The sequence below is a fragment of the Lacticaseibacillus salsurivasis genome, from assembly GCF_036246225.1.
Taxonomy (GTDB): Bacteria; Bacillota; Bacilli; order Lactobacillales; family Lactobacillaceae; genus Lacticaseibacillus; species Lacticaseibacillus salsurivasis.
The window spans coordinates 18,955-45,582 of sequence record NZ_BTTP01000002.1; the positions used below are offsets into that span (position 1 = coordinate 18,955).

Genomic DNA, 26,628 nt, shown 5'->3' on the forward strand with positions numbered 1-26,628 from the left:
ACGTTCGCGGGTCTGATGAAAGTTTTGCGCCGGCATTGGCGCCAGTTTTCTGTAAATTAAGCCAAGCCAAACGCCGGATCGTAATGCAAGGTGCCACTGACGCTAGCTAACCCGCCTTCAACAATCGGCCGCAGGAGAAAGTACTTGGATTCCACTTCAAACGGCGCCTCCACGTTGAAATTGGCCGCTGGTTGGTAGCCGAAGCGGCCATAATAAGCGGGGTCACCGAGAATTGAGATGGCGCGCCGGGCATCCTCCCCTGCTTGCATCTCCAGGTAGGTGATCAGCGCCCCGCCGACGCCTTGATTTTGGTACGCGGGCAAGACGGCCAACGGGGCGAGCACAAAGATTGGCCAAGCCTGCGTGGCGTTTTGGATGGTGGCCTTGGAGAGCAAGGCGTGGCCAATCAAGGCGCCATCGTCAGTGAAGGCGCCAACGTCATAGTCGGCATGGTAATCGGGGCTTTGGCGCAGGGCCGCAACCAGGTTGGCCTCATTGCCATCAGTATGCGGCGCGGTGGCAAAGGCAGTGGTAATCAGGGTTAAACTAGCGGCAAAATCCGCCGGGGGTAAGGGTTTAATTTTCACAAGAATGCTTCTTTCTAGCCTTGAATGAGTTTGCTCAAGATTAACAGGGCCATGACCGCGGCTAACGGTTGGCCCCAGACCACGAGCCGTTGGTACTGCGGCGCAAGTGGCTGACGGGCGGCCAGGCGCAGACACAAAAAGCCGAGCAGCGGCAGTAGTAGCGCGAACCAGCCCATGGCCAAGGCGGACAGCCCAAGCTGCGGCAGCAAAAAACCAGCGGTCAACAGCAGAATTAACGTGATCGTGGGTGGTGATTGTTTCGCCAAGCGAGACCCCTCCAAACTGACCGCCCCTCAGCGCGAGCGCGGTCGTGGTATCGAAGAATTGATAATACGATTACTAATTTGACGCTTTTATCGGCGTGGTGTAGGCTCCAGCCACGAATGAAGGCTGCTTCATTCGAGTAGCATCACTTGCCAGGCGGGCTAAGTCTATCGCCGCCCTGGCAAAAAGACCCGCTCACCTGCCGTGAACGGGTCTTTCGTTTGCCAAAGTCTACATTAATGGCAAATATACCAGCTCGACTAAGGCCTTGTGCAAGGCGACGTTAATCGCTTGAATCGGCTGATCGAGGACTTTTTGGTATTCGTCCAGCACGTCATTCGGCAAGGGCGTCAGCAAATGCAGGTCATCAATGACATCGCTGGCGGTGTCGGTGCTGGGCAAATCAACGAATAGGTCGATTTTACTGAGACAATCACTGAGCAGATCGGTCAGCTGCGAAAGCGGCTTGCCGTTTTCATCGGTGATCACGACCTGGCGATGATTGAGGGACTGGTGCTCGATCTGAATCATTTTCAGCGCATGATAAACATTCAACTGGCTCACCTCGATATTGTTACCCCGATTGTAGGCAATCTGGCCTGAAAAAACAATCTTTAATCATGCTCCGGCGCGGTCTGACGCTCTGGGGCCACCGGTGGGCGATGCCAGCGCAGCCACAGTTCTTTAATCCCGGACAAAATGAAGGTCGGCAGGGCCGGAATGAATACCACTGCGGCGTACAATGTGCTGGAAAGCGGCGCGGTACCCATCACTTCGTTGAAGAACGGCATGATCGTGACGAGCAGTGAAGCGGCCGCCGCGAACGCCACTGCCAGGAGCAGCTGATGATTTTCAAAGGGATTGCGAGCGAACAAGGTGCGGGTGCTGCGGGCGTCAAACACATGCCATAGCTGGCCAAACACCAGGGTCAAAAAGGCGAGGGTTTGCGCTTCGGCGCCGCTCATGCCTTGACTGGCGGCCCAGATAAAGGCGACATAGACCAGGCCGCCCATCACAATGCCGCGCAGGAAAATACGGCCCAGCATGCCATGTAAAATGGATTGTTTCACATTGCGCGGTGGCTGGCTCATGAGGTCGGCTTCCGGCACATCATAGCCAAGGGCAAAGCTCGGCAAGGCATCGGAAATCATGTTTACCCACAGCACCATCAGCGCCGTTAATGTCGGGGTGGTGGCGGCGACTTGGCCGACAGGTTGCGTCATCAGCAGCACCCCGAACAGCAGTGCCAACACTTCGGCGACATTGGTGGTGAGCTCGTGGCGCATAAAGTTTTTGATGTTACCAAAAATGGTGCGGCCGGCGCGGACGCTGCGCTCGATGGTGGTAAATTTGTCATCCAGCAAAATCAGATCTGCGGCGTCTTTGGTGACTTCGGTGCCGTTGATGCCCATGGCAATACCGATGTCCGCCGCGCGCAAAGCTGGCGCGTCATTGATGCCATCGCCAGTCATGGCCACGGTTTCGCCATGCCGCTGCAAGGCGTGCACAATGCGCTGCTTGTGTTCCGGCGACACCCGGGCGTAGACGCGGATGCTTGGCGCCAGGCGGAACAAATCGTCATCGGTCATGGCTTCCAGCTGCTTGCCTTCCACCACCCGGGCGCTGGGATCGGTGACAATGCCCAGCTTCAAGGCAATCGCCCGGGCGGTCACCGCGTGGTCGCCGGTAATCATCACCACCTGAATACCGGCTTGATGCAAAGTGGCCACACTTTGGCGCACTTCCGGCCGCGGTGGGTCGATGATGCCGGCAATTCCCAGCAAGGTCAGGTGTTGCTCAAGCTCGGCGGTGCTGCCATGCAGCGCCAGGTCCTCGTCGATGTCACGCAGCGTCACCGCCAAGGTTCGCAGCGCCTGTTCGGCAAACCGATTGACCTGCGCCTCCACCGCCGTCTGGCCTGCCGCCAGCGTGATGGGCTGGTCGTGGTCCAAAATGGCATCGGTTTTGGCCAAAATCACATCCGGCGCGCCTTTGGTCAGTACCTGATACTGGTCGCCATCTTTAATGACCACGCTCATCATTTTGCGGTCGCTGTCAAAAGGCAGCTCGCGAATGATGTCGATGTCCAGCGCCTGGTCTTTGTTCAAAATCGTGTCGCGGTCGATGCCGAACTTGTGGCCCATCACCACCAGCGCGACATCGGTGGGGTTGCCATAAGGGCGGCTGCGGCCTTCGTCGTCGGTTTGGATGGCGGCTTCGTTATTCAGCACACTGGCCATCATGAACCGCGAAAAACCGGGGGTGTCAGCTTCATCGTCGGGGATGATTTCGCCCACTGGTTCATAGCCGTCGCCTTCCACCACATAGCTAGCGCCATTGGCATAAAAGCGGGTGACGGTCATTTCGTTTTTGGTCAAGGTGCCGGTTTTGTCTGAGGCAATGTAGCTGGTGGCACCCAAGGTTTCCACGCTGTTCAGGGAGTTGATCAGGCCGTTGTTTTTGGCCAGCATCGTGGCCCCAATCGTGAGCACAATCGACAGCACCGCCGGCAGGGCGTCGGGAATCGCGGCCACCGCCAACGCAATCGCCGTGGAAAGGGATTCCGCCAGCGCGGCAAAAGAGAGGCTACCGGTTTGTTGGTAGGCTTTAAAGAGCTCCACCAGCAACGTGAACGCCACAATCACCATCGCCACCATCATCAGTTTGGTGGTCAAACGCGCAATGGTGCGTTCAATCGGAGTCTTTTTATCTTTAACTTGATCGAGCAAGGTGGCGATTTTGCCGAGCTCAGTTTGCATGCCGGTGGCCACCACCACCCCGAGGCCATTGCCATGGGTCACGGTCGCGCCAGAAAAGCCCATGTTGGTGCGGTCACCGATTTGCACGTCGGCGCCCAGCGCGTGGGTTTGTTTCTGCACGGGTTCGGCTTCGCCGGTGAGGTGGGCTTCATTGGTTTGCAGCTCAGCGACATGGAGCCAGCGAACATCGGCTTCGATAAAGTCGCCGGTTTTGACGCTGACAATATCGCCAGGCACCAGCTCGGTGGCGGGTACCGTCAGCCAGTCGCCATCGCGCAGGACTTTGGCATGGTGATCGGCCATCACCTTTAGCGCGTCCAGGGATTTCTGCGCGCTTTTGGCCTGCCAAAAGGACAGCCCAGCATTAACGAAAATTAAGAGTAGAATGGCGATGCTTTCGTACACGGCGGCCATGCCGTGGCTGGGATCATTGCGCACGAAGAAGTCATAGCCGGCGCTGGCCCAGGCCAACAGCACGGCGATGAATAAAATGATGACCAGCGGTTCCTTCAAGGTCGCCAAAAACTGGCGCCAGGCGGGTAGGGGCTTGCTGGCGGCGAGGGCATTGGGACCGTGCTGGGTGAGCCGGGCCTGTGCTTCTTCGTTGGTGAGGCCGTTTTGCCGGCTGGTGGCCAGGCGAGTGAGGACATCTGCTTTGTGTTCGTTGTAGGGGGTCATAAGGTTTCCTCCAATAAGAAAAGGCCGCACCCAAGAATCGCTTTCCTCCCCGAGAAAGCCTTCTTGAGCACCGCCCAACCGAATTTTTGCAATTAGTTATCTGTTATTACTAGTTTAAAGGATACCTAATGTTAGTGTCAACAGATTTGGTTTTCGGCCGCTGGGGTGGCGCGGGCGGTAGGCTCCGCTTGGCGGGGGTGCTGGCTGTGCGGCCGGGCCGAGCCAAAAGGCGGTCTCGGCCCTAAAGTTGGAGCCCGCCTCGCTGCGCTCGTTGCTGTCTCCAACTTTGCCGCGATTAGCTCTGGGCAGCCCTGCGCAAAAACCGCGCCGGTCTGCCTGTCGCTAATCGTTTCACTGCCAGACCCCCGCCAAGCTCCGCCCACCGCCCGTGCCACCGGCTATATAACAGTAGCGGCTAGGATGTGACTTGAGAGTGCCGCTTGAATGCTTTCTAGGCGTTGATCCGTGAGCAATGCTCGGTCTAAATACAGAACTGAGCAAGGGGATGAACAATAACTGGGGGTTATTTACGATTGAGGGGTGAGGCGAAGTAGAGGATGCGCGGTGACTTGAACAGGAAAAATCGGCGTCTTCGCAGGAGCGCGAAGACGCCGATGATAACGAGCAAAATGTCACTGAAGCTGTTACAGCTAGCGTTCAGCACGCGACGGCTTTTTGGGCCGGTCGCCGGCCAGAACGTAGCCAGCACCGCAACCGATCAGGACTGCCAGATTGATTGCCAGCAGTAGCCACAGCCAGCCATCCAGCTGGTGGCGGCTGATGGTGCGCGCAAGGGCGGCGGCCACGAAGGCAAGCGGTCCGTCGTCTTTGGCGGGAAGCTTGCCGGCAGTGATGCCAAGCCTTTTGGCTGAGTTCGTGGTTAAGCTGGTGCGGCGGGTGAGCAAGCCGGTGACCACGCGGCGGTAATCGGTGCCACGTGGGCCTTCGCAGCGAATGAGCGTCACCCGCGCATCACCGGTATCGGCTAGGACGCTGACCTGGTCTTGGTTCACCACCTGATTCGCCGCCACCTGGTACACCCACACAGAGGTCAGGTCGGAGACCAAGATTTCGTCGCCTTTTTTCACCTGGTTCAGGGCGTTAAGCAGCCCTTCACCGCCGAGGTAGTGATGAGAGGCGAGGACGGTGTTGCCTTGGCCCAGCTTTCGTTCCGGGAAGTACAACACCGTGCCAAGGCTGAGAGTGTTGTCGTTGATCTGGTTAAAAATCGGCAGACTGATGCCCACCGCAGGAATCGCCACCCGACCCACGCCGGCTGATGCCATGAGGCGCTCAGTTTTCGGGCGGGCGGTGAGCAAGGTCGTGAGGTCGGCTTCGGCGATTTGACTGCGGTGATGGGCAGACACGGCCTGACTGTTTGCTAGGTTCGCCTGCTGGGCGGCGGCTTCACCGGCGGGAATGACGATGGCCGGGGCTTGCAGCAGGTGGTGGTAACCGGCCGCCACTAGCGCGATGCTGGCCAGCATGACGAGTGCTGGCCAAATGAACCACTTAACGAGTCTGCGCATGGTGCCTCCTCCTTCGCCGCCAAAGCGCCAGCAATAGGAGCAGCAGGAACAGGCCAATGACGGCCAACCAGATGTGTTCCACGCTCCAGAAAGTGCGATGCTCGGTCTTGGTCGCCTTTGCCTGCTTCAGCGGGACCCGTTTGCCGTACACGATAAGTCGTTTAGTGTTGACGAACAAGGGGGTGCAGGTCATGAGCGCGATGCGGTCCCTGCCGGGTTGCACGTAAAAGGCCTTGATGGCGCTTGGCGCTTCTGGGTCGACCACTTTTTTGGCATCCACTGCATAGGCGTGGCGCTTCCCTAAGACGTTGACATAGATGATGTCACCATTTTTGAGGTAGCGGATGTTGTCGAAGAAAATACGGTTGGCGAGGCCCGAGTGGCCAGTGATGCCGCCCAAGGTGTTTTTGCCGCCAGTCGGCAGGCTGGTGAACGGCAGGGTGCCCAAGGCGCGGTTTAGCACCCAGTCGGAGTCACCGTAGTAGATGGTCATCGCGCGCAGCTTGATGGCGGGGATGTCGAGGTAGCCAATCGGGTCTCTGAGGTCCTTTTGAATGCTGGTGATGGCCACCTTAGTGTTGGCGCGGTTTTGCTGTTGGGCAAAAATCATGGCGTTATAGGCGTCGATTTTGGTTTGTAGGCCGTCAGGTTGCGGGATATAGGCCTGCTTGTAGGTGGTTTCGCTGTGGGCGCGCTGGTTGGCTTGCTGCCAGTCGAAGGCGAAGGGCAGGATGAACAGGGCGATGCCGATGAACAGGATGACGATCAGGAGTGCGTCAAACAGGCGGGAACGGCGGCTATTTTTCATGGCGAGCTCCTTTCCGGCGGCGTTGTTGCCAGATGAAAATGACCACCAGTATCACCATAAATAGCAGCACCGCAGCCACCCAAATGTGATCCAGCCGGAACAGGTCGCGGCGGTGGGTGGGGGTGTGCGCGGCAGCTTTCAGCGAAATGCGCTCCCCGTAAACCAGCAGGCGGTCGGTGTTGATGAACAGTGGGGTACAGGTTAACAGCGCGACGCGGTCCTTGCCGGGCTGCACGTAGACGGCCTTGAGCGTCTGTTTGTCGTTGGGGTCCACGACTTTACGCGTATAGACGCGGTAGGCCTTGCGCGTGCCGAAAGTGTTGAGGTAAAAAACGTCGCCGTTTTTGAGGTAACGAATGTTGTCAAACACAATGCGGTTGGCGAGGCCAGAGTGGCCGGTGACCACCGCCAGGGTGTCCTTACCGCCGGCGGGCAGACTGGTGTGCGGCATGGTGCCAGCGCCGTGGTTCAACGCCCAGTCGGAATCGCCGTAGTAAATCAGCGTCTTGTCGACGTTGACGGCGGGGATGTCGATGTAACCCAGCGGCGTGTGCAGGTCCGGTTGAATTTGGCTGATTTTAACCGGCTTAGGCAGCGGACCGCCGAGCTGCTCGGCTTCAATCATGCGGTTATACTGCTGAATCAGCTCGGTTTTGGGGCTTTGCTTGGTATGGTGCTGCTCGTAGGCAACCACGGCTTGCTGGTTGCGCTGCGTGAGCCAAGCGTCATAGCCAAATGGTAGGAGCAACAGAATGAGCCCAAGCACAAACAGGCTGCCAAAAAGGGTATAAAACCAGCGGTCCTTGCGTGGGGTCATCGTGGGGCTCCTTTCTGTGTGAGGTTGGGCGTCAAGCTAAGTTTGCCGAGCTTCGCAGCCTTTCTAGTTGCGCTCCGGTCGGCAACGCACGAGTGTCTAGCTACGGCTAAGGTCTCGCCGCCAAAGAACAGTGGCAATACCTTGGCCTAGGCTAGCCATCGTGCTAAGTTCGCCGACCTACACAGCCTTTCTTTCAACATACCACAAAGGCCCTAGGTACAGCAGCACCTGGAGCCTTTGAGGGTCATGCGATTGGTGATCAGTTAAGCTTCTTCTGCCTGACGGCGGCGCCGCTTGATGTAAAGCGCGGAGCCGGAGCCGACAATCAGGACAGTGGCAGTGACCAGCAGGAGCAGGCGAGCATCGGAACCGGTCATTGGCAGGTTCGGCAGCATGTTGTCCGCATCCTGGATGGTCTTATCAATGGTCGAGTCCTGGGTCGCGGTCACTTGGTAGATGGTCCCATCAATGTCATAGCCGGCAGGAGCGTCGGTTTCAACCAGATAGTAATCTTTAGTGCCGGTTGTTGGATCAACTGCCAGCCCGTTGAACTGGGCCCGGCCATCGCTATCGGTGGTCACGGTGATGACCTGGTCGTTGTTGTCCGTAATCCAGGTGCCAGCTTTGGCGTCATCTTCTGAAGCGGCGAGCCGGAAGCTGGCATTGGCCAACGGCTTCGCATCAGAGGTGTCGTCTGTCTTCAAGACGTCGATATTCCCGAACTTGATGGTCGGGTTGGTTGAATCATCGGTATTAGGATCCGTTGGCACGCTAGGATCAGAAGGATCAGTGGTGCTCCCTGGGGTCAGGTTGTCGGTTGGTACCGTGGTTTGGTGACCAGGGACGTTCGTGGCTGGTACATAGTAGGTATCGAAGGTGTTGACGATTTTGGCGTCGCCACCGTTGGCCTTGGTGGTGGTGGTGATTTGCGCCACGATGTTGGTGGAGCCGGCCGCCTTCTTCATCCCGGCTTGCGTCAGGCTGATTTGCACCACCGTGTAAGTGGTATCGCCGTTGGTTTTGGTTTTGGTACTATCCACAGTGTAGTCGGTGGTTGCGGTGAGCGCCGTACCATCGTTCGGGCCACCCACGAGTTTCACAGAATCAACAGCTTTGAAGTCCAAGGAGTTGGTGTCAATGGGGTCAGAAATCACCAAGGAGTTGGCATAGACTTCGCCTACTGAGCCAGCCGCCGGGGTGTAGATGTCCTTAGGGGTGGCAACGGTCAAATTCCAGCTTACGTCTGCCCCGACCTTCAGGGATTCCAGTTGTGAGGAATCAGTGAAGGTCTTGACTGGGCTCAGGTCAACCGTTTCGGTTTCGCCTTTAGGATAGACATTGACGTCATAGACCAAAGTCGCATCCGCGCCGTTAGTACCGGTTTGCGTCAGGGGTACCCGGACGAAGAATGGGGCGGACTTGTCGGTCAGGGAAGGCGACTGCTGTTCGGTGATCAGGTAGTAACCGTCATTGGCATTGCCGGTGCCAAGATTCGCGGTGGCCGCGCCATTCGTATCCGTGATGATGGTTTGCGGATCGCCCACGGTGGTGTAGGTCGTGGCATCAGTAGGGTCCATGTTCTTCGCCCCGTTGGTGGGGGTGACTTTCTGCACGGTAAAGGACACGTTGGCTAGCGGGTTACGCGAGCCGAGGTTCGCCGCATCGGCATCGGTACCGGTGGCGGGTGTGGTGCTGGCGCCGCCATCATACTTGTGCACGGTGATGCTGCGGGCAGAAGTATCATCTGGCACTGGCGTTGCGGCCGCGTGAGTGCGGATGATGTTGGTATTGGTGATGAACGGCACAGTCATGGCACCGAGGGAGCCAAGCACCAGGCCGCTGACGGCGAGGGTGTGGAACAGGCGTGTTTTGTAGTCAACTTTTTTCATTGCTAGAATCCTCCTTAGGACCGTTTGTTAGTTTTATGCGTCAACAGCAGCATGCCCGCCAAGCCGGCGAACAGTGCCAGGGTACCGACTGTCAAAATAATGAGGCGATCGTCCCGACCGGCGTTAGGAAACTGATCGGGACCACCGACTTGCCGGACCCTGAGCGTGAGGGCTTGGGTCCAAGCGCCATCAGTCATGGTGAACTGAGTACCCACCGTTGGCCCGGTGTCCTCGATTGGTATGAAGCCTGGCCAATCGGCAAGGATGGCATCCGTGTCAATCGGCTGACCGAGACCAGCGGCTGATAGCGGGTCGCTGGTGACCGTGCCAAGCGTTTGGCCGGTTTTGTCATCAATTAGCGTGACGGTATAGGTAGCAGGTGTCAGGGTGTACGTCCCATTGCTAGTGGCAGTGCCGGTGTATTCATTGGCCGGCAGCGCCACGCCATCGCTGGTCCGCAGCCAAAGCTTGGCCGTGGCTTGCGGCAGGGGCACGGTGATGCCGCTGGCGGCAGAGAACGCCTTGCTGAAGGTGACGGTTTGCAGTGCCGTATCGCCGGCAAAAAGGTTGGTCAGGCTCTGGGTCGTCGGGTCAAAACTGGCGGTACTCCAGGCGGTGGCTGAATCGGCGGCGCCTAAGTTGATGCTGGTGAGGCTGGTCATGTTGGCAAAAGCGCCATCGAAGGCCGTCAGTTTGTCGGTTTGCCAGTTATCCACGGCGAGCGTTGTTAAGGCGCTGGTGCCGTTGAAAGTGTCGGTCATATCGGTGACATTACTGGTGTCCCAGTTCGCCACATCGAGTGCGGTGAGCGCTGAGTCGCCGTGAAACATGCCTGAGAGATCGGTGACACTGCTACCAACCAGGCCGCCGCTAGGTTGCGTTAAGGTGCTAAGCGCGCTGGTGCCGGCGAACATGTCCTTCATGGACGTGACCTTTGAAGAATCGAACATGGACAGGTCGGCTGCCGTCAGTGCGGCGTCGTTGTTGAACATGCCGCTCATGTCAGTGGTGCCAGCGGTATCGAGATTGGTAAAATCAACGCTGGCCAATTTTGGCATGTCGGCGAAGAGGTAAGCGGCATTGGCGCCGAGCGCGGTTGGTTGCACGACCTCAATTTTTTGCACCACGTCAGCCACAATCTGGCCGTCGTAGGTTTGAATGTCCGCCCATGGGTTCGTGGCCGCGCCATCGACATTGCTCAGGGTGCCGCCGAGGATGGTCAAGGTGTTGTCTTCGCTCAGGTACCAGCGGGCAGCGTTGTCGCCGCTGCCGATGATACCTTTGGCCTTGACCGGTAGCACCGTGAAGGATTGGTTGTCGGTGGTGTCGCTGGTTAACGTCGTGGTCACGGCAGCGGGGATGGTATCGGTGTACTCGCCAGTGCTGGTGGCGTAGAGAAATTTGAATGTGTCGAGGTTCGCTGTTGCCCAAGGGTCAATTGGCTGGTAGACGATGCTGTTGCCCAGCGCGCCCCAGATGGTATCGGTTTGGACGGTGGTGCCGGTGCTGGTCTGATAGGTCATATCGGCTGAAGCCGCGGTGCCTTGGATGTAGGTGCCGGGGCTCATCGTGTCTTGGTATACCGTGGTTTCCTTCTGACCAGTGGGGTTTGGCACTAACACCCAGGTGCCCTTATCCGAGTTTGGCAGGGTGACACCTGTGCTTCCAGCCTGAGCGGTTTTAAAATCCGGCCCAAATGTAATCTGATTTAGCCGGGTGCCTTCAAACATGAGGCCGAAGTCAGTCACCTGCCGCGTGTCCCAACCGCTCAAATCAAGGTTAGTGGTGACGGCGGTGACTTGTCCGGGGATACTGAGGTTAATCCCGTAGAACATTGAGTTCATGGTGGTTACTTTGCTGGTATCCCAGTTGGTAATGCCTTCTAAGCCTGATTTCAAATCGAAAAGCATTCGGAACATGTTGGACATGCTTGTGGTCTGACTGGTGTCTAGTTTTTCCAGCCCGGAGATGGTGGTGAGGGCGGTCAGAGATGCGAATAAACCGCCTGCATTGACCGGCGCCTTAATCGGGTCGTCAATTGATAACGCAGTCAGATTCACACCGGGAACAATGTTAATGAATGGACTTTGGTAGTCGTCTTGACTTTCTGGCAGTTGCCCACTGCCAAGATGCAACGTACTGCCAATAACGAACCAAGGCACCGTGCCGGCTGTACCCGTAGCGACCACTTTGGTCATCTTAATGGTGATATTTTGATCGGTAATCGGAATATCATTTTGCTGGTAAGCCGAGCTCCAGTCATCTGCACTGGTGGGCGTAAAAATATAGTTTTGCAGGGCAGGAGTGTTCCATGGTGTTTTTGGCGTATAGGTGGTCGCATCGGGGCTGATACCTTCACTCATGATGGGCTGGCCATTGGCGTCGACGTACGTTGCGGTCAGTGTAGAGCGTTTGTAGATCTGGGCAGCAGTGCCTTGCCCGGTCGTGTGGATGTGGGCGGTTTTGGCGGCGCCACTGGCGTCAAACCACGTGCCGGCAGTAGGGAGCGTGAGACCCGCGGCGTCGGTATAGGTTTGACCGCCGAAAGTGATTTGGGTCAAAGCCGTATCGCCAGTTAAGGCGTCGGTCCAGAGGTTGGCTGAAGGATTGGCAATTGTCTTCATGCCGGTTAAATCCAGCGTTTTCAGGCTTGTCATCTGCGCAAATATGTTGCTCAGGCTCGTGGCGCTGGATAAGTCGCCGCTGAAGGTCAGGTCGGTTAAGGCACTGTCTCGATAGAACAGGCCGCCAGCATCGGTGACGCCAGTGAAGTCCACGTTAGCTAAGCCGGTGATGCTGGTGAGATTGGGCAGACCGCCGAACAAGCCGCGGGAAATCGGGTTCAGGGTTACGGCGCCGGTGATGTTGATCTGCGTAATTTGCGAGGCGTAGCTCTGCCAAGGGTTCGCTGGGGCAGTGGCGGTGGCGCTGGCTCGACTGGCTAGTGCGCCGGCGGTGATGGTCAGCGTGCCGCTGTCATCAAGCGCCCAAGTACTGGTGCCGTCGCTGCCTTGCTGAACAATCGTCGCTGCCACGACTGGGGCGGCCGGGATGATGCCAAGCAGCGACACCGGGCCGCTGGCAATTAACGTGCTCGCCAGCAAGGCCGTCATCCAGTGTTTGCCCTTTTTATACATCTTCTTACGCGTCGTTCGAGAATCAGTTTGGCGCATTCAATCTCACCTTCTTTCTTAGCCACCAGGCCAAAAGCGCGGTCAGGGCTAATAAACCGGCTGCAAGTATTGTGGCTACGCGGCCTGGGAACGCCGGGAGCTGGCCACTTGTTTGCATAATCTTGGCTTCGGTCGCCACATGATTTTGCTGGGGTTGAGCACTGCTACTGAGATCGGCCAGGCCGGACTTAGGGGCATAGGTAAAAACAGGCGCATCAGCCGTCAGGGCAAACACCACTGGCGCGGCCGGGGTCGTGATTTGCGCGCTGGCCAGTTCAGCCAGCAGGTAAATACCAAAGCGCAGGTCGGCTTCGGCGTAAGTGGCCTTCCCGCTTTGGTCCGTGGTTAAAACCACACTCAGTTGCTGGGCTTCGGGCTCGCGGTAGGTGGCAGGTTGGGCTGGATCAATGGCGACCCCCGGCGTCGCGGCGACAATGCGGGTCAGGCGATACTGGGCGCCGGCCAGCGGCGCAGTTTGCTGGGTCGTGCCAGTGGTTGGCACACTGACCCGTTTGTTAATGGTGACACTGGCAGTGGCTGCTGAGACCGGGTAAGCCGGAATCAGTAGCGTTAAACAGCCGGCCATCAAGATTGCGAGACTGAACAGTATTCTTTTCATGCTACCTCCTCCTTTGCTTGAACCAATCTAGATGGGTCGGGTTCATATAACTTCCTACCTTAATGATATCATCATTCTTACCTGGGAATATTTCATAAACTAATAATTCCGTTTAGAAAAAGTAGAAATAGACCCCTTCATTCGCCACTCTATAAATAGCAGAACCAGCTAGGTTAATCAAGCACCACGACTCATTTATTAGCATATAAGTGAATTGTTTATGGTAAAATTTGATAGCGATTATAGCGTTAGTTAACGTTATCAACTAATCGTGTAAAACGAGCCGAGTGACTGGTGTTTAAGAACCGGCTTTCGGCCCAGCCTGCTACTGAAAGATTCGGCGCGCATCTTTGGGGCGAGTGCGTTGCTGCAGCGCCGAGTAAAGGGGCAAGAAAGCGTTTGTATATTGGACTGAAATTTTTTACAATGGAAGGTGTGAGACTTATCACGCCAGTCAGCGGCCTGGGTGCCGCATTATATGGAGGAAAAACATGCGCAAGACTAAGATCGTGTCGACTTTAGGGCCGGCATCGAATGATTTGGAAAAGATCACCGCATTGATTCACGCCGGGGCGAACATCTTTCGGTTCAACTTCTCTCATGGGGATCATGAGGAACAACTCGGCCGGATGAACCTGGTGAAGCAGGCGATGAAGGATACTGGGTTTAAAGTGGGCTTGATGCTTGATACCAAAGGCGCCGAAATCCGCACCACGGAAATCGACAACGATGGCACGATTGACTTTGACACCGGCGATAAGTTCCTTTTGACCATGAACACCGGTAAGAACACGACCAAAGACGCTGTGGATATTACATACGGCGGCTTGTACGACGACGTGAACGTGGGTCATCATGTGCTGTTTGACGATGGGCTCTTGGACACCAAGATCATCGAAAAAGACGAGAAGCGCCATGCTTTAGTGCTGGAAGTCCAAAATCCAGCCACCTTGGGCGCGAAAAAAGGCGTGAACTCCCCTGGCGTTTCCCTGAAGCTGAAGGGTATTACCGAACGCGATAAAGACGATATTCGCTTTGGCGTTAAGCAAGGTATCAACTTCATCGCGGCGTCCTTTGTCCGCAAGCCAAGTGACGTCAAGGAAATCCGTGACGTGCTGGCTGAAGTCGGCGGCGAAGATGTCCTCGTGATTCCAAAGATTGAATCGCAAGAAGGCATCGACAATACCGACGCCATTTTGGCTGAAGCGGACGGCATTATGGTTGCGCGTGGCGACATGGGGATCGAAATTCCTTATGAAGAAGTGCCAGCCGTTGAACAGATGCTGATTCGCAAATGCAACTTGGTCGGCAAGCCGGTCATCACCGCGACCCAGATGCTTGATTCCATGCAGGAAAACCCACGGCCAACCCGCGCTGAAGTCACTGACGTCACCTTCGCCGTGCTGCAAGGCACCGATGCCACCATGCTGTCTGGCGAATCTGCCAACGGGGACTACCCAGTTGAATCCGTACACACCATGGCAGTGATCGACGAACGCGCTGACAAGATGTTGCCAGAACACTCACCAGTGCTTGAAGAATTGAAGACTTCCGGCTCGATCACCACCACCACCGCGATTGCGGCCGTGACGGCGGCAGAACGCGTAAGTGCCAAGGCCATCATCGCCTTGACCGCTAGCGGCTACACGGCTCGCCAGATTTCCCGCTTGAAGCCAACCGCGCCAATCATTGCGTTGACTTACACGGAACGCACCGCTTCTAGCCTGCTGCTGTCATGGGGTGTGACCCCGATGGTCCTGCCTAAGGGTGATGCTTACGAATCACTGATTGCCGAAGCTGAAAAGCGCCTGATTCACGAAGGCGTGGTTGAAGCAGGCGACGTGATTGTGATCGTCCTTGGCTTGCCATTGTACGAAGCCGGCTCCACTAACAACGTCCTGATTTCCCGCGTTGAAGGCTAATGAAGTCAAAAAAATCGGCTGATGCCCCTCGTAAGAGTTGGCATCAGCCGATTTTTGTTTGGGCTTGAGCGATGATGGTGCCCCAGTCAGTACTGCCGTTTTGGAGCAAAGCGCTCGCCGCTTCAGTGCTAAGGATTTTGACGCGACTGACTTCACTGGCTTGCAGCCGGAGTGATTCGAGCGTCAGCTGGGGGAGATTGATGGCGAAAATCGTTTCAAACCATGTCTCATGCCAAACCGTCGTCAGCGGTGTGGTGAAGGCATGCTCGAGGCCGAGTTCTTCATGCAGTTCCCGACTGGCGGCTTGCACAGCAGTTTCCCCGCGCAAGGCCGAGCCGCCGGCGGCCACGTCCCAAGTGTCGGGTTGGTTGAGCTTTTGGTGGCTGCGAAGCTGGAGCAACAGCTGGTCTGGACCGACGAAGACCAAAATGGCGACAGTCAGATGATAAGTGGCCGGCGGCATCACATCACCGCGCCGCTGGACCCCAATGATTTGACCTTGGCGGTTATAAGCGTCCCATAATTCGTCGAGTTTGTCTGTGGTCATGGTGCACCTCCTGGGTAAAAGCTAGTTTACAGCAAATAAGGCAGGGTGGCGAAAATTGAATCGTCAGCAAGCGCCACTGGCCGTGTTTTGGTGTCGTTTTCATTAAAAACACGAACAATGATTGTGCCAGTTATGCCTATTTACATTTAACTACGAATATTATACGATTGTTAGGTGCTAAATCAGGAAAATAGAGGGTATCCAACGTGAAACAGAAATTATTGTCGTATTTTGAAATCGAGCAGTTAGGCACCACGGTTCGCCGGGAATTGTTGGCAGGCTTTACCACCTTCATCTCAATGGCTTACATCTTATTCGTTAATCCTTCCGTGCTGGGGGCAGCCGGGATGGATAAAGGCGCCGTCTTCACTGCCACCGCTTTGGCCTCAGCCCTGGGCTGTTTGCTGATGGGGATTTTGGCGAAGTACCCGATTGCCACCGCGCCGGCTTTGGGGATCAATGCCTTTTTCGCCTACTCGGTGGTGATTGGCATGAAGATTCCATGGCAGACGGCGCTGGCTGGCGTGTTCGTGGCATCGCTGATTTTCATTCTGATCACAATTTTCAAATTGCGGGAAATGATTATTGATGCTATTCCGGCTGACTTGAAGTATGCCATTTCCGGTGGGATTGGCTTGTTCATTGCCTTCTTGGGTTTGAGTAATGGTGGTCTGATTACGGCCAACAAATCCACCTTGGTGGGGCTAGGGTCGCTTTCGACGGCCACGACCTGGCTGACGATTTTCGGCTTAGTCGTAACGGCCATCCTGATGGTTAAAAAAGTGCCAGGCGCGATTTTCATCGGCATGGTGCTGACGACGGTGCTAGGCCTAGCGACCAAGTTGATTCAGTTGCCCAGCGCCTTGATTGCGCCAGCGCCAAGCCTGAAGCCGACCTTTGGCGTGGCAATTGCCCATGTTGGCGACATCAACACCTTACAACTCGCGGTGGTGGTGCTGACCTTCCTCTTGGTCACGTTCTTTGATACGGCCGGGACGTTGGTTGGCTTGGCCAACCAGGCGGGCTTTATGAAGGACAACAAAATGCCGCGGGTCGGCAAGGCCTTAGCCTCTGATTCCACGGCCATGCTGGCGGGCTCGATTTTAGGGACCTCACCAGTAGGGGCCTATGTTGAATCCAGTGCCGGTATCGCAGTCGGCGGCCGCAGTGGGTTAACCGCCGTCACCACTGGGATTTTATTCATCGTCGGCTTGGTCTTCTCACCGCTGCTCGCGGTGGTCACGGATCAAGTCACGGCGCCCGCCTTGATCATTGTTGGCGTGCTGATGGCCCAATCGCTGCGCCAGATTAACTGGTCGCAATTGGAAATCGCCATTCCGAGTTTCTTGATTCTGATCGGCATGCCGCTGACCTATAGCATCTCCGATGGCATTGCATTGGGTTTCATCATGTATCCCATCACCATGCTCGCCGCCAAACGCGGCAAAGAAGTCTCGCCGATTATGTACGGCCTGTTCTTTGTCTTTGTCGGGTTTATGTGGATCTTGAATGTATAGGCTGCGGAGGGTGGCCGCTTTTAGCCTGACAGGTAGCCTAGCCTGAAGCCTTAGCGCCGCTTTGTGGCGGTGAGGCTTCAGGCGTAGCTAACTGCTCAGGCGTTGGCCACCTGGAGCGCAACTAAACAGGCTGCGGAGCGGGGCGCACTTAGCCCGACGAATAGCCTAGCTTCAGGCATTGCCGGCGTTCTTTGCCGGTGAGGCCTGAAGCGTAGCTATTTGCTCGGGCGTTGCCCCGCGGAGCGCAACTGCGATTACATCAAACCCATTTCCATTAAACCAAAAGCGCCGCCGAGATCGTTCTCGGCGGCGCTTCGTTTAGCTAAACGCGGTTCAAATACCGCTTCAGGAATTCTTGGGTTTCTGGTTTTTGCGGATGCCCGAACAGTTCATCTGGCGTCCCGCTTTCAGCAATCACGCCTTGGTTCATAAACACGACCTTGTCGGACACATCACGAGCGAAGGCCATTTCATGGGTGACGATGATCATGGTCAAGCCAGTGTGGGCCAAGGCGGTCATGGCGTTGAGGACGTCATCCACCATTTCTGGGTCCAAGGCGGAAGTTGGCTCGTCAAAGAGCAGGACTTCCGGGTCCATGGCCTCGGCGCGGGCAATCGCCACGCGTTGCTCCTGGCCGCCAGAGAGCTGGCTGGGCTTGGCGTTGATGTAGGGATCCATGCCGACCTGGGCAAGCAGCTCTAAGGCGTGCTTTTTGGCGCTGTCAGCGTCGCGCTTGAGCACGGTCTGCTGGCCGACCATCACATTTTGCAGCACAGTCAGGTTGTTGAAGAGGTTAAAACTCTGGAACACCATGCCGACATGGGCGCGATATAACGGCAAGTCGAATTTGTCAGCCAAAATGCTTTCCCCGTGGAACAAAATGTCGCCAGAGGTCGGGGTTTCCAGCAGGTTAATGTTCCGCAGCAGGGTGGATTTCCCAGAGCCGGAACGGCCAATAATCGAAATCACCTGGCCTTTTTCCACGGCAAAGTTGATATCACTGAGGACTTCATGGGTCCCAAACGTTTTCTTCAAATTACGGACTTCAATAATGGGTTCTGTCATGAGGAGCCTCCTTACTTAATCGTTGGGGTAACAACTTGCATCTGGTTATTTTCCACATTGTAGTTCTTCGGGCCATCGAGGCGCTTTTCAATCAAGCGGAACAGGCGACTGATGGTGAAGGTCATGATCAGGTAAATGGCACTGACGATCAGGTAAGTGTGGAAGAACTGGAAGCTTTGCCCAGAAATGGTTTCCCCAGTGAAGAACAGTTCGGAAACGGAGATGACCGACAGCACTGAGGTGTCCTTGATGTTGACGATAAATTCGTTGGTGACGGCAGGCAGACTGTTGCGAATGGCTTGCGGCAAAATCACCTTGGTCATGGTTTGCCAATGGGTCATGCCCAGCGCGTGCGCCGCTTCGAATTGGCCTTCGTCGACGGAAATAATCCCACCGCGCATGATTTCGGCGATATAGGCGCCAGTATTGATGGACACAATCACCAGCGCGGCCAGCGTTTTATCCATATTGATGTGCATCACTTGCGCGGCGCCATAATACAGCACGGCGGCCTGCACGATCATTGGGGTACCGCGGAACACTTCAATATAAACTGACAGCAGCCAGTTGCCGACTGCCAGCAGGCCGCGTTGCGCGGCCTTTTTCTGCCGGGGAATGGTGCGAATCACACCGACTAGCAGGCCAATGATAAAGCCAACCAGTGTACCGACCAAGGCCAACAGCAGGGTCATGCCGGTCCCGCGCAGCAACATCGGGCCATATTGCTTCAAAATGGCCAGGAGCCAGTTGCCTTGCTTGTCAGTGGTGGGCTGATTCGCTACGGCCTGGTCCATCAAGTGATTGCGCTCGGTGGTGGAAATTTTGGCTAGCGTTTCGTTGATGGTAGCTTTGTCAGGATCGCCTTTGCGCAGCCCAATCGCCAAATCCACGTCGGCGGGGTCAGTCTTGAAGCCATTCGCCTTGCTGAATTTGAGATAGGTCAAATTCGGGTTGGCATCCTGAGCCGTGATGCCTTCTGGGACTTCGGAGACATAGCCGTCGATGGTACCAGACTCCAGCGCCACCCGCATGGCAGGGAAGTTGTTCATCGCGGTTTCCTTGATGACGCCTTTCATTTGCTTGATCGCTTGATAATGGAAGGTGGACAGTTGGGCAGTGATTTTGGCGCCTTTGAAATCATTGATGCTCTTGGCTTTAGCCCATTTGCTGTCGCGGCGTACGACCACGGTCAGCCTGCTGGCATAGTAGGTGCTGGAAAAGTCGATGGTTTTGCGCCGTTCCGCGGTCGGGGACATGCCCGCGATAATGGCGTCAATTTTGCCAGAGGTCAAAGCCGGGGACAGACCATCCCAGTCAGTTTTGACCACGACCACCTTTTTGCCCAAGGCTTTGGCGACTTTTTTCGCCATCTGCACGTCGTAACCGTTGGCGTAATCTTGCGAACCCTGGATTTTCACGGCACCGTTAGCGCTGGTGCTTTGCGTCCAGTTGAATGGCGCGTAGCCGGCTTCCATGCCGACTTTGAACGTGCCGTTATCCGCGGCATGCGTGGTTTGGACTGGCCAAGCGAGCCCCAACGCCGCAATCACGGTCGCCCCCAAAGCTAGCAGGCGACGGTTAAAACCCTTCATCATGTGAAAAACTCCCTTCAAATTGGCCTTGTTGCCAAGACCAGACATCGGGAAATAGAGTGCTCGCTCAGCTGACTGAGCGGTCGGTACCGTTTCGGCCCAACAAAAAAGGTCGACCCGTAGCAAACAAAGGTCGACCGATGATTTCAGTGGTTAAACCAGAATCATAGCGCTCCGAAGCAAGATGCTTCGACAGTCCAGGAGCTATTCGCCCTCTGGCCCAACTGACCAGCGCCCTTGATGAGCTGGTCAATTTCGGCGGATTCGCTTACGGCTGATTCAACGTGGTCAGGCACTCCTCAGCGTTCGTCTTCTCCGCGACCTCTATTTCGTAGTGGTAAATTCAATTGTCGAGCTCTACTGTACTGACTGGCGCCACCGTTGTCAAGGGGCGAATGGCCGTCGCAGGGCGGGTGGTGCGGCGCCGGGGCGCGGCACTCCAGCTGCGGGGGACGGCTGGAGCCGAAATACGGTCTCCAGCCTCAAAGGTGAGCCAGCATCGCGCTAACGCGCTCAACGCTGTCTCGCCTTTGCCCCCAGTTCACCCAGGAGCTGCCTGCTGCGCAGTCACCTCGTGGGCGAACTGATTCGCGGCTGGACCACCGTGCCCCTCTGCCTTCCCACCCACCCTGCTAAATAACAGTAGTGGCTAAAAGGAAAGCGTGTGAACGGTGGGGATGACTGATTTGACTGGTTTTGAGAAACACAATCGGTTTAGGTCGGTTTGCGGTCGGAAAACCAAGCGTAGCCTCGTCCGTCAGACAGTTACCTACGTCCAGCGATGGCTTAGCGTCGCGGCTTTGATTAACTTGGCGATCAAGGCAATGATCAGGAGCGCGCTGTTCACGCGTTGGGTAGTGGTATAGATGAAAAGTATAGACTAAATTTGCAATTTCTATGCGTTCTAATTTAGATGATAAGCAATTTTTCGCCATTAGTGCACAATGTAAAAATCACTGAAAGCGCTTTTAAAATCAGCAAACCAATTGCTCAAAATAGGCCTACCAAAGCGTCAATTTTCATAGCTAATGTTAAAATAAGTATGGTGTTAAGACAGAAACCCAAGCTGAGAAAAGGTGGTTAATTGCTCGACAAATCACGATGCAACGCGAACAAGCCGCTTTACATCAGGAGTTAGCTATTCTCGTGAAAAATAAAAAAATTTTTGAAAAACTTTTACCCAATTGAATACCGATATTCAGGAACTTTCATGAAAACGCTCCGCTTTTTCAGGGGTTGTTTGTTGCAATTACCCAGAGTTTTGGGCATACTAACCTCTGGATGAGTTTATGCGCTGAACTGTCGAACCGGTTTCAGACAAATGAGAGCGCATACTGTGTCCCGAATAAAATAAATACAGGAGGCGACAAACAATGGTCGGAATCATCCTTGCCAGCCACGGTAATTTTGCCAGTGGCATTATGCAATCAGGTTCGATGATCTTCGGTGAGCAGGAAAACGTGCAAGCAGTCACGTTCCAGCCCAATGAAGGCCCAGACGATCTGAAGGCGCATCTTCAGGAGGCCGTTGCCAAGCTCGACTCAGACGAACAAGTCTTGTTCCTTATTGATTTGTGGGGCGGTTCACCCTTCAACCAAGCCAATGGGTTGTTTGAAGACCACAAAGATAAGTGGGCAATTGTGACTGGGTTGAACCTGCCAATGCTGATTGAAGCTTACGGTTCCCGTTTGTCCATGGATTCAGCACAAGAAATCGCCGCTCACATCATTGAAGCGGGCCGCGATGGGGTCAAAATTAAGCCCGAGGACCTTGAACCGAAGACGGAAACAGCAGCTCCTGCTGCCGCTGCGCCAGCAGCGAAAGGCGGGCGGCCAGGCAGCTTGACTTATGTCTTGGCGCGCATCGACTCGCGGCTTTTGCATGGTCAGGTGGCCACTGCTTGGAGTAAGTCGGTTAACCCGACGCGGATCATCGTGGTTTCAGACAGTGTCGCGCATGACAAGCTGCGTAAGCAGTTGATCACCGATGCGGCGCCAGCTGGGATCAAGGCGCACGTTATCCCTATCGCTCAGATGATCAAAATCGCCAAAGACGATCAGCATTTCGGCGGCGAACGGGCATTGCTATTATTTGAAACGCCAGAAGACGCACTGAAGGCCATCGAAGGCGGCGTACCGCTGAAGACCCTGAACGTCGGCTCAATGGCGCACTCGGTGGGTAAAGTCCAACCGAACAAGGTCTTGGCCTTTGACCAAACCGATATTGATACCTTCAAAACTTTGAAGGAAAAGGGTGTGTCCTTTGATGTCCGGAAGGTCCCAGGTGACCAGCCAGACAACATGGATGCCATCCTCAAAAAGGCGCAAGATGCGCTGAACGCACAGAAATAATCGACATTCCTAACATTAAAGGGAGGATACACTAATGAGTTTGAACTTTATTCAAATCATCTTGGTCCTCATCGTGGCATTCTTAGCTGGGGTTGAAGGGATTCTTGACGAATTCGAATTCCATCAACCAGTTATTGCATGTACGTTGATTGGCCTGGTGACCGGCCAGCTCGTCCCTTGCCTGATTCTAGGTGGGACGCTGCAGATGATTGCTTTGGGTTGGGCGAACGTTGGGGCCGCGGTGGCGCCTGATGCCGCCCTGGCTTCTGTTGCTTCTGCTATTATTTTGGTTTTGGGCGGCCAGGGCCGCGCCGGGGTTAACTCTGCGATTGCGCTGGCGGTACCGCTGGCCGTTGCTGGCTTGCTTTTGACCACCTTGGTGCGGACGATTGCCACGGCGATTGTGCACTTGATGGACAAAGCGGCCGAAGAAGGCAGCTTCAAGATGATTGATTTCTGGTCCTACGTGGCAATTGCCATGCAAGGGCTGCGCATCGCAATTCCAGCCGGCCTGATTTTGGCCGTTGGGGCTGGCCCAGTGCGCTCCTTGCTGAACCTGATGCCAAAATGGCTGACTGATGGCCTTGGTATTGGCGGGGGCATGGTCGTGGCCGTTGGGTATGCCATGGTGCTGAACATGATGGCCACCCGTGAAGTGTGGCCATTCTTTGCCCTTGGCTTCGTGATGGCGACCATTTCCCAGTTGACCCTGATTTCATTGGGGGCGATTGGCGTCGCGCTGGCCTTGATTTACTTGACCTTGTCGAAGATGGGCGGCTCCTCTAACGGTAACAGTGGGTCCGCAAGCACCGGCGATCCTGTCGGCGACATCATCGATAATTATTGACGAAGGAGGGGATAAACATGGCTGAACAGATTAAATTAACTAAGTCAGATCGTTTGAAGGTCTGCTGGCGGTCGACCTTCCTTCAGGGCTCGTGGAACTACGAACGGATGCAAAACGGCGGCTGGACTTACTCACTGATTCCAGCAATCAAGAAGTTGTATCCGGCCAAGAAGGACCGCGTCGCTGCTTTGAAGCGCCATATGGAATTCTTTAACACCCACCCATACCTGGCTTCGCCGGTTTTGGGTGTGGTCCTGGCGCTGGAAGAAGAACGCGCGAATGGGGCGCCAATTGACGACGTCGCCATTCAAGGGGTTAAGGTCGGCATGATGGGTCCGCTGGCTGGGGTCGGGGATCCGGTATTCTGGTTCACCGCGCGGCCAATTCTCGGCGGCTTGGCTGCTTCCTTGGCTTTGTCTGGGAACATCATGGGCCCAATCATTTTCTTCGTGGTTTGGAACCTGATGCGGATTGCCTTCATGTGGTACACCCAGGAATTCGGCTACAAGGCCGGTTCCCGGATTGCCGATGATATGTCCGGTACGTTGCTGCAAGACGTGACCAAGGGTGCTTCGATTCTTGGGATGTTCATCCTGGGGGCTTTGGTTAACCGGTGGGTCAGCGTGAAGTTCACGCCAGTTGTTTCCAAGATTTCCCAGCAAAAAGGCGCCTACATCGACTGGAGTTCACTTGATTCTGGTTCGAAGGGCATCAAGGAAGCTTTGACCCAGCAGGCAAACGGTTTGTCTTTGGATAAAATCAAAGTCACAACGCTGCAAAACAACTTGGATCAACTGATTCCAGGCTTGGCGGCACTGCTGCTGACCTTGCTGTGCATGTGGCTGCTGAAGAAGAAGATTTCACCAATCGTCATCATCTTGGGCCTGTTCGTGGTCGGGATTCTCTTCCACGTTTGGCACTTGATGTAATAGTGTTCCGCAGAACCTCGGAGCAGCCGCTTCGAGGTTTTCTTTTTCGCCATTAATGGGCGTATAATCGTTGCAAAAGCCAAGAGAGGATTAACCATGCAAGAAGTCATTCAATCCATCAACACGAAAGTCGATCTGACCGTCGATGCCACGTCCTATCTAGGGATCGCTGATTACGGTAAAATCATGGTCGGCGACAAAGGCTTCGAGTGGTTCTCCAATCGCAACAGGCGCAAGTTCATCCAGATTCCCTGGGGTGAAGTGACCATTGTTGAGGCCACGATTATGTTCAAAGGCAAATACATCCCGCGCTTCACGATTCACACCAAGCATAGCGGGAACTTTGCCTTTGCCAGCAAGGATCCCAAGCGCACCTTGCGTGCCATTCGAGTCTATATTCCGGCTGAGCATATCGTTAAGACGCAGACGTTCTTGCAACTTGTCCGAGGCTACATCAGCAACATTCACGCCAAGCGCGCGGCGAAGAAGTAAGCACCATCAGAATCCAATCACCGATCAATGGCGGTGATTGGTTTTTTTTTGCTTTGATGAGGTGACATTTTTGTTATCTTAAGCCGTGTCTGCTGCGTGCTATCCTTATAAGGGGAGTTTACCTGCAGGAGGCAGCCATGACCGCAACAATTTTATTAGTAGAAGACGAAGCTGGGTTGATTTCATACCTGGATCGAGAATTAAATTTTGAAGGCTACAAGGTCCTGACGGCGCAGGATGGGGAAGCGGCCTTTGCTACTTTTCAGGTGCAAGGCGATCAAATCGATATGATTTTACTGGATTGGATGATTCCCAAGCTTGATGGCCTGGAAGTGATGCGCCGCATTCGCAAAACTTCAGTCGTGCCCATCATGATGATGACGGCGCGCGATTATGTCGGCGATAAAGTCGCGGGCCTTGATAATGGGGCGGATGATTACATCACCAAACCCTTCGAAATTGAGGAGCTGCTGGCGCGGATTCGGGTGCTGATTCGCCGCAATCACCAGGTGCAAACGAATTTCCATGTGGCGGATCTGACACTGGATACCAAAGCCCGCCAGGTGCGGCGCGGCGGTCAGCTGACCCAGCTGACCCAGCGGGAGTTCGACTTGCTGCTGGTGTTCATGCAACATGGCGGCGAGCCACTAACCCGGGATCAATTGCTGGATGCCGTGTGGGGGACGAGTTTTGATGGTCAGGCCAACATTGTCGACGTGTACGTCCGTTACCTGCGGCAAAAGCTCGACCAGCCTGGCACGCCGACTTTGCTGAAAACGGTGCGTGGCATTGGCTACATGCTTGCCGAGGGGCCGACCGATGAGTAAGCGGAGCAATAGCAGTGCCGCCCGCATCACGCATGCCTACAATCGCTTGCTGGTGATTTTAATGCTCTTGGTGAGCTTTTCGACCATCACGGTGGTGGGGATTCATTTAATCAAGAACAAGCACGACGACAGCGTGGAACTGATGAAAACGCTGAAGGCCTCGTTTGACCAAGATGAACCAGACTGGGCGTACTGGCATGAAAACACACCGGTCAACACGCACCACACCTTTGCCCGCATTCAGGTCAAACAAGGGAAGAAAACGGTGCAGCGTTATTACACCCGCAACACCCGGCGCTTTTTGGACAACACTTGGTCCACTTGGCCGCTGATTTCGAACGTCCAATATCAAGGCAACCAAGGCGTGTATTACCACACCCGCGCGGTGGAACAGGATGGCCAGCTGGAAGTGGTGTATGATACCTGGCTGAGTCTCAATGGCATGATCGACATCTTCAAAATGATTCTGCTGCTGAGTACCGGCATCACCCTGCTGGGCTTGTTTGTTGGTAGCTGGGCCACCCGTGTTTTGGCGCGGCGCCTCAACCAGCCGCTGGTGACCTTAACCAGTGCGGCGAAGGTGATTTCCGATGCGCCGAGTCCCGATGGGCAAGAGGCGCTACCGGTGCCGCAAGGGCCAGAGGAAGTGCGGGAGCTGACGGTGGAGTTCAACCGCTTGCTCCATTCGCTGAAGCAGCAGGTGGTGCGAGACAATCAATTTGTCTCGGATGCCAGTCATGAACTGCGCACGCCGCTGACGGCAATTCGCGGTCATGTGGCCCTACTGCAGCGCCATGGCAAGGCCCACCCGGAACTGTTTGCCGATTCGCTAGCGGTCATTGATGACGAATCGCAAAAGATGCAGCAGCTGATTGAAAGCCTGCTAGCCCTGTCGCGCATGGAAAACGCGCAAATGAGCGTGGCCGCTTATGATTTAGTGGCCCAGGTCAAGCGCGTTGTCAGCCGCTATCAGCAGCAAACCTCCCAGACCCTCAAAGTCATCGTGCCGGATCAGCTCATGGTGCAGGCCAATGCTGAGGCGATCGAACATACCCTGCTGGCCTTGTTGTCCAATGCCCGCAAATATGCGCCAGCTAACAGTGTTGTCACGATTCAAATCACTAAAGGCGGCCAACGTGCGCTGTTAAGCGTGGCGGATTTGGGCCCTGGGATTCCTGACGCGGAAAAGGGTAAGATCTTTGATCGCTTTTATCGGGTGGACGAATCCCGGTCTAAAGCGATTAAGGGCACCGGCTTGGGCCTCGCGATTGCCAAACAGTTGACCACACTCAGCGGCGGTGAACTGAGCGTGGTCGATAATGTGCCCCAAGGCAGTCGCTTCATGGTGCACCTGCCGTTGGCGGTTTCTGAAAATCTCTAATCTTGGGTTTAGAAAGTACTCCTGAAGGCAAAAG

The 26,628-nt window shown here is 55.3% G+C and carries 21 protein-coding genes and 1 riboswitch; of the genes, 8 read left to right on the plus strand and 13 right to left on the minus strand.

The window, feature by feature from the left end:
* Positions 1-56: 56 nt before the first annotated feature.
* From AAA927_RS02385 to AAA927_RS02430, 10 genes are all read right to left on the minus strand, one after another.
* Positions 57-587, minus strand: coding sequence for a GNAT family N-acetyltransferase (locus tag AAA927_RS02385; protein WP_338215373.1), 531 nt, complete (start codon positions 585-587; stop codon positions 57-59).
* 14 nt (positions 588-601) lie between these two features.
* Entirely contained in the window at positions 602-853 is a 252-nt protein-coding gene (locus AAA927_RS02390; protein ID WP_204118447.1) for a hypothetical protein, read from the minus strand.
* 229 nt (positions 854-1,082) lie between these two features.
* Entirely contained in the window at positions 1,083-1,406 is a 324-nt protein-coding gene (locus AAA927_RS02395; RefSeq protein ID WP_338215377.1) for a hypothetical protein, read from the minus strand.
* Positions 1,407-1,465: 59 nt separating this feature from the next.
* On the minus strand, positions 1,466-4,288 hold the full coding sequence (locus AAA927_RS02400) for a cation-translocating P-type ATPase (protein ID WP_338215379.1): 2,823 nt from the start codon (positions 4,286-4,288) through the stop codon (positions 1,466-1,468).
* A 650-nt stretch (positions 4,289-4,938) separates the two neighbouring features.
* Complete coding sequence (locus AAA927_RS02405) at positions 4,939-5,817, minus strand: class A sortase (RefSeq protein WP_338215381.1); 879 nt, start codon at positions 5,815-5,817, stop codon at positions 4,939-4,941.
* A complete protein-coding gene (locus tag AAA927_RS02410) occupies positions 5,801-6,625 on the minus strand; it encodes a class C sortase (protein ID WP_338215382.1) in 825 nt (274 codons plus the stop codon). The genes AAA927_RS02405 and AAA927_RS02410 overlap by 17 nt, the downstream gene beginning before the upstream one ends.
* The gene (locus tag AAA927_RS02415) at positions 6,615-7,442 is read right to left on the minus strand and encodes a class C sortase (RefSeq protein WP_338215383.1); all 828 of its coding nucleotides are present in this window, start codon (positions 7,440-7,442) and stop codon (positions 6,615-6,617) included. The genes AAA927_RS02410 and AAA927_RS02415 overlap by 11 nt, the downstream gene beginning before the upstream one ends.
* A 263-nt stretch (positions 7,443-7,705) precedes the next feature.
* Positions 7,706-9,331, minus strand: coding sequence for a SpaH/EbpB family LPXTG-anchored major pilin (locus AAA927_RS02420; RefSeq protein ID WP_338215384.1), 1,626 nt, complete (start codon positions 9,329-9,331; stop codon positions 7,706-7,708).
* Between the two features lie 14 nt (positions 9,332-9,345).
* On the minus strand, positions 9,346-12,504 hold the full coding sequence (locus tag AAA927_RS02425; RefSeq protein ID WP_338215385.1) for a BspA family leucine-rich repeat surface protein: 3,159 nt from the start codon (positions 12,502-12,504) through the stop codon (positions 9,346-9,348).
* Entirely contained in the window at positions 12,491-13,123 is a 633-nt protein-coding gene (locus tag AAA927_RS02430; RefSeq protein ID WP_338215386.1) for a hypothetical protein, read from the minus strand. The genes AAA927_RS02425 and AAA927_RS02430 overlap by 14 nt, the downstream gene beginning before the upstream one ends.
* Before the next feature lie 491 nt (positions 13,124-13,614).
* Here AAA927_RS02430 and pyk point away from each other — a divergent pair, with 491 nt between their 5' ends.
* Positions 13,615-15,045, plus strand: a complete 1,431-nt coding sequence (pyk, locus tag AAA927_RS02435) for a pyruvate kinase (RefSeq protein WP_338215387.1) — start codon at positions 13,615-13,617, stop codon at positions 15,043-15,045.
* A 43-nt stretch (positions 15,046-15,088) separates the two neighbouring features.
* Here the strand turns inward: pyk and AAA927_RS02440 are convergent, their stop codons facing one another.
* On the minus strand, positions 15,089-15,592 hold the full coding sequence (locus tag AAA927_RS02440) for an NUDIX domain-containing protein (RefSeq protein WP_338215389.1): 504 nt from the start codon (positions 15,590-15,592) through the stop codon (positions 15,089-15,091).
* 206 nt (positions 15,593-15,798) lie between these two features.
* On the opposite strand from AAA927_RS02440, the gene AAA927_RS02445 reads away from it, so the two are divergent.
* Positions 15,799-17,109: an NCS2 family permease gene (locus AAA927_RS02445; RefSeq protein ID WP_338215390.1), complete on the plus strand. Its 1,311-nt coding sequence runs from the start codon at positions 15,799-15,801 to the stop codon at positions 17,107-17,109.
* Between the two features lie 322 nt (positions 17,110-17,431).
* On the opposite strand, the gene AAA927_RS02450 is transcribed toward AAA927_RS02445, so the two are convergent.
* Positions 17,432-18,175, minus strand: a complete 744-nt coding sequence (locus AAA927_RS02450) for an amino acid ABC transporter ATP-binding protein (RefSeq protein WP_204118459.1) — start codon at positions 18,173-18,175, stop codon at positions 17,432-17,434.
* Between the two features lie 11 nt (positions 18,176-18,186).
* Positions 18,187-19,767, minus strand: coding sequence for an ABC transporter permease subunit (locus AAA927_RS02455; RefSeq protein ID WP_338215764.1), 1,581 nt, complete (start codon positions 19,765-19,767; stop codon positions 18,187-18,189).
* 159 nt (positions 19,768-19,926) lie between these two features.
* Positions 19,927-20,102, minus strand: a riboswitch (Lysine riboswitch).
* A 1,038-nt stretch (positions 20,103-21,140) separates the two neighbouring features.
* Between AAA927_RS02455 and AAA927_RS02460 the strand changes: the two genes are divergently transcribed.
* From AAA927_RS02460 to AAA927_RS02485, 6 genes are all read left to right on the plus strand, one after another.
* Positions 21,141-22,118 (plus strand): mannose/fructose/sorbose PTS transporter subunit IIA, encoded by a 978-nt coding sequence (locus AAA927_RS02460; RefSeq protein ID WP_338215392.1) that lies wholly within the window; start codon positions 21,141-21,143, stop codon positions 22,116-22,118.
* A gap of 34 nt (positions 22,119-22,152) precedes the next feature.
* Complete coding sequence (locus AAA927_RS02465) at positions 22,153-22,965, plus strand: PTS mannose/fructose/sorbose transporter subunit IIC (protein ID WP_338215394.1); 813 nt, start codon at positions 22,153-22,155, stop codon at positions 22,963-22,965.
* Between the two features lie 17 nt (positions 22,966-22,982).
* On the plus strand, positions 22,983-23,894 hold the full coding sequence (locus tag AAA927_RS02470; protein WP_338215396.1) for a PTS system mannose/fructose/sorbose family transporter subunit IID: 912 nt from the start codon (positions 22,983-22,985) through the stop codon (positions 23,892-23,894).
* A gap of 96 nt (positions 23,895-23,990) precedes the next feature.
* Positions 23,991-24,386, plus strand: a complete 396-nt coding sequence (locus AAA927_RS02475; protein ID WP_338215397.1) for a DUF956 family protein — start codon at positions 23,991-23,993, stop codon at positions 24,384-24,386.
* 137 nt (positions 24,387-24,523) lie between these two features.
* Positions 24,524-25,213, plus strand: coding sequence for a response regulator transcription factor (locus AAA927_RS02480; protein WP_338215399.1), 690 nt, complete (start codon positions 24,524-24,526; stop codon positions 25,211-25,213).
* Complete coding sequence (locus AAA927_RS02485) at positions 25,206-26,594, plus strand: sensor histidine kinase (protein WP_338215401.1); 1,389 nt, start codon at positions 25,206-25,208, stop codon at positions 26,592-26,594. Before AAA927_RS02480 ends, AAA927_RS02485 begins: the two co-directional genes overlap by 8 nt.
* Positions 26,595-26,628: the final 34 nt, after the last annotated feature.

What these genes read in the sequence shown, in the direction of transcription:
- AAA927_RS02400 (WP_338215379.1), bottom strand. Translation starts at nt 4,288, where the DNA reads ATGACCCCCTACAACGAACACAAAGCAGATGTCCTCACTCGCCTGGCC.
- AAA927_RS02415 (WP_338215383.1), bottom strand. Translation starts at nt 7,442, where the DNA reads ATGACCCCACGCAAGGACCGCTGGTTTTATACCCTTTTTGGCAGCCTG.
- AAA927_RS02425 (WP_338215385.1), bottom strand. Translation starts at nt 12,504, where the DNA reads ATGCGCCAAACTGATTCTCGAACGACGCGTAAGAAGATGTATAAAAAG.
- AAA927_RS02460 (WP_338215392.1), top strand. Translation starts at nt 21,141, where the DNA reads ATGGTCGGAATCATCCTTGCCAGCCACGGTAATTTTGCCAGTGGCATT.
- AAA927_RS02405 (WP_338215381.1), bottom strand. Translation starts at nt 5,817, where the DNA reads ATGCGCAGACTCGTTAAGTGGTTCATTTGGCCAGCACTCGTCATGCTG.
- AAA927_RS02430 (WP_338215386.1), bottom strand. Translation starts at nt 13,123, where the DNA reads ATGAAAAGAATACTGTTCAGTCTCGCAATCTTGATGGCCGGCTGTTTA.
- AAA927_RS02450 (WP_204118459.1), bottom strand. Translation starts at nt 18,175, where the DNA reads ATGACAGAACCCATTATTGAAGTCCGTAATTTGAAGAAAACGTTTGGG.
- AAA927_RS02440 (WP_338215389.1), bottom strand. Translation starts at nt 15,592, where the DNA reads ATGACCACAGACAAACTCGACGAATTATGGGACGCTTATAACCGCCAA.
- AAA927_RS02470 (WP_338215396.1), top strand. Translation starts at nt 22,983, where the DNA reads ATGGCTGAACAGATTAAATTAACTAAGTCAGATCGTTTGAAGGTCTGC.
- AAA927_RS02420 (WP_338215384.1), bottom strand. Translation starts at nt 9,331, where the DNA reads ATGAAAAAAGTTGACTACAAAACACGCCTGTTCCACACCCTCGCCGTC.
- AAA927_RS02455 (WP_338215764.1), bottom strand. Translation starts at nt 19,767, where the DNA reads ATGAAGGGTTTTAACCGTCGCCTGCTAGCTTTGGGGGCGACCGTGATT.
- AAA927_RS02475 (WP_338215397.1), top strand. Translation starts at nt 23,991, where the DNA reads ATGCAAGAAGTCATTCAATCCATCAACACGAAAGTCGATCTGACCGTC.
- AAA927_RS02485 (WP_338215401.1), top strand. Translation starts at nt 25,206, where the DNA reads ATGAGTAAGCGGAGCAATAGCAGTGCCGCCCGCATCACGCATGCCTAC.
- AAA927_RS02410 (WP_338215382.1), bottom strand. Translation starts at nt 6,625, where the DNA reads ATGAAAAATAGCCGCCGTTCCCGCCTGTTTGACGCACTCCTGATCGTC.
- AAA927_RS02480 (WP_338215399.1), top strand. Translation starts at nt 24,524, where the DNA reads ATGACCGCAACAATTTTATTAGTAGAAGACGAAGCTGGGTTGATTTCA.
- AAA927_RS02465 (WP_338215394.1), top strand. Translation starts at nt 22,153, where the DNA reads ATGAGTTTGAACTTTATTCAAATCATCTTGGTCCTCATCGTGGCATTC.
- pyk (WP_338215387.1), top strand. Translation starts at nt 13,615, where the DNA reads ATGCGCAAGACTAAGATCGTGTCGACTTTAGGGCCGGCATCGAATGAT.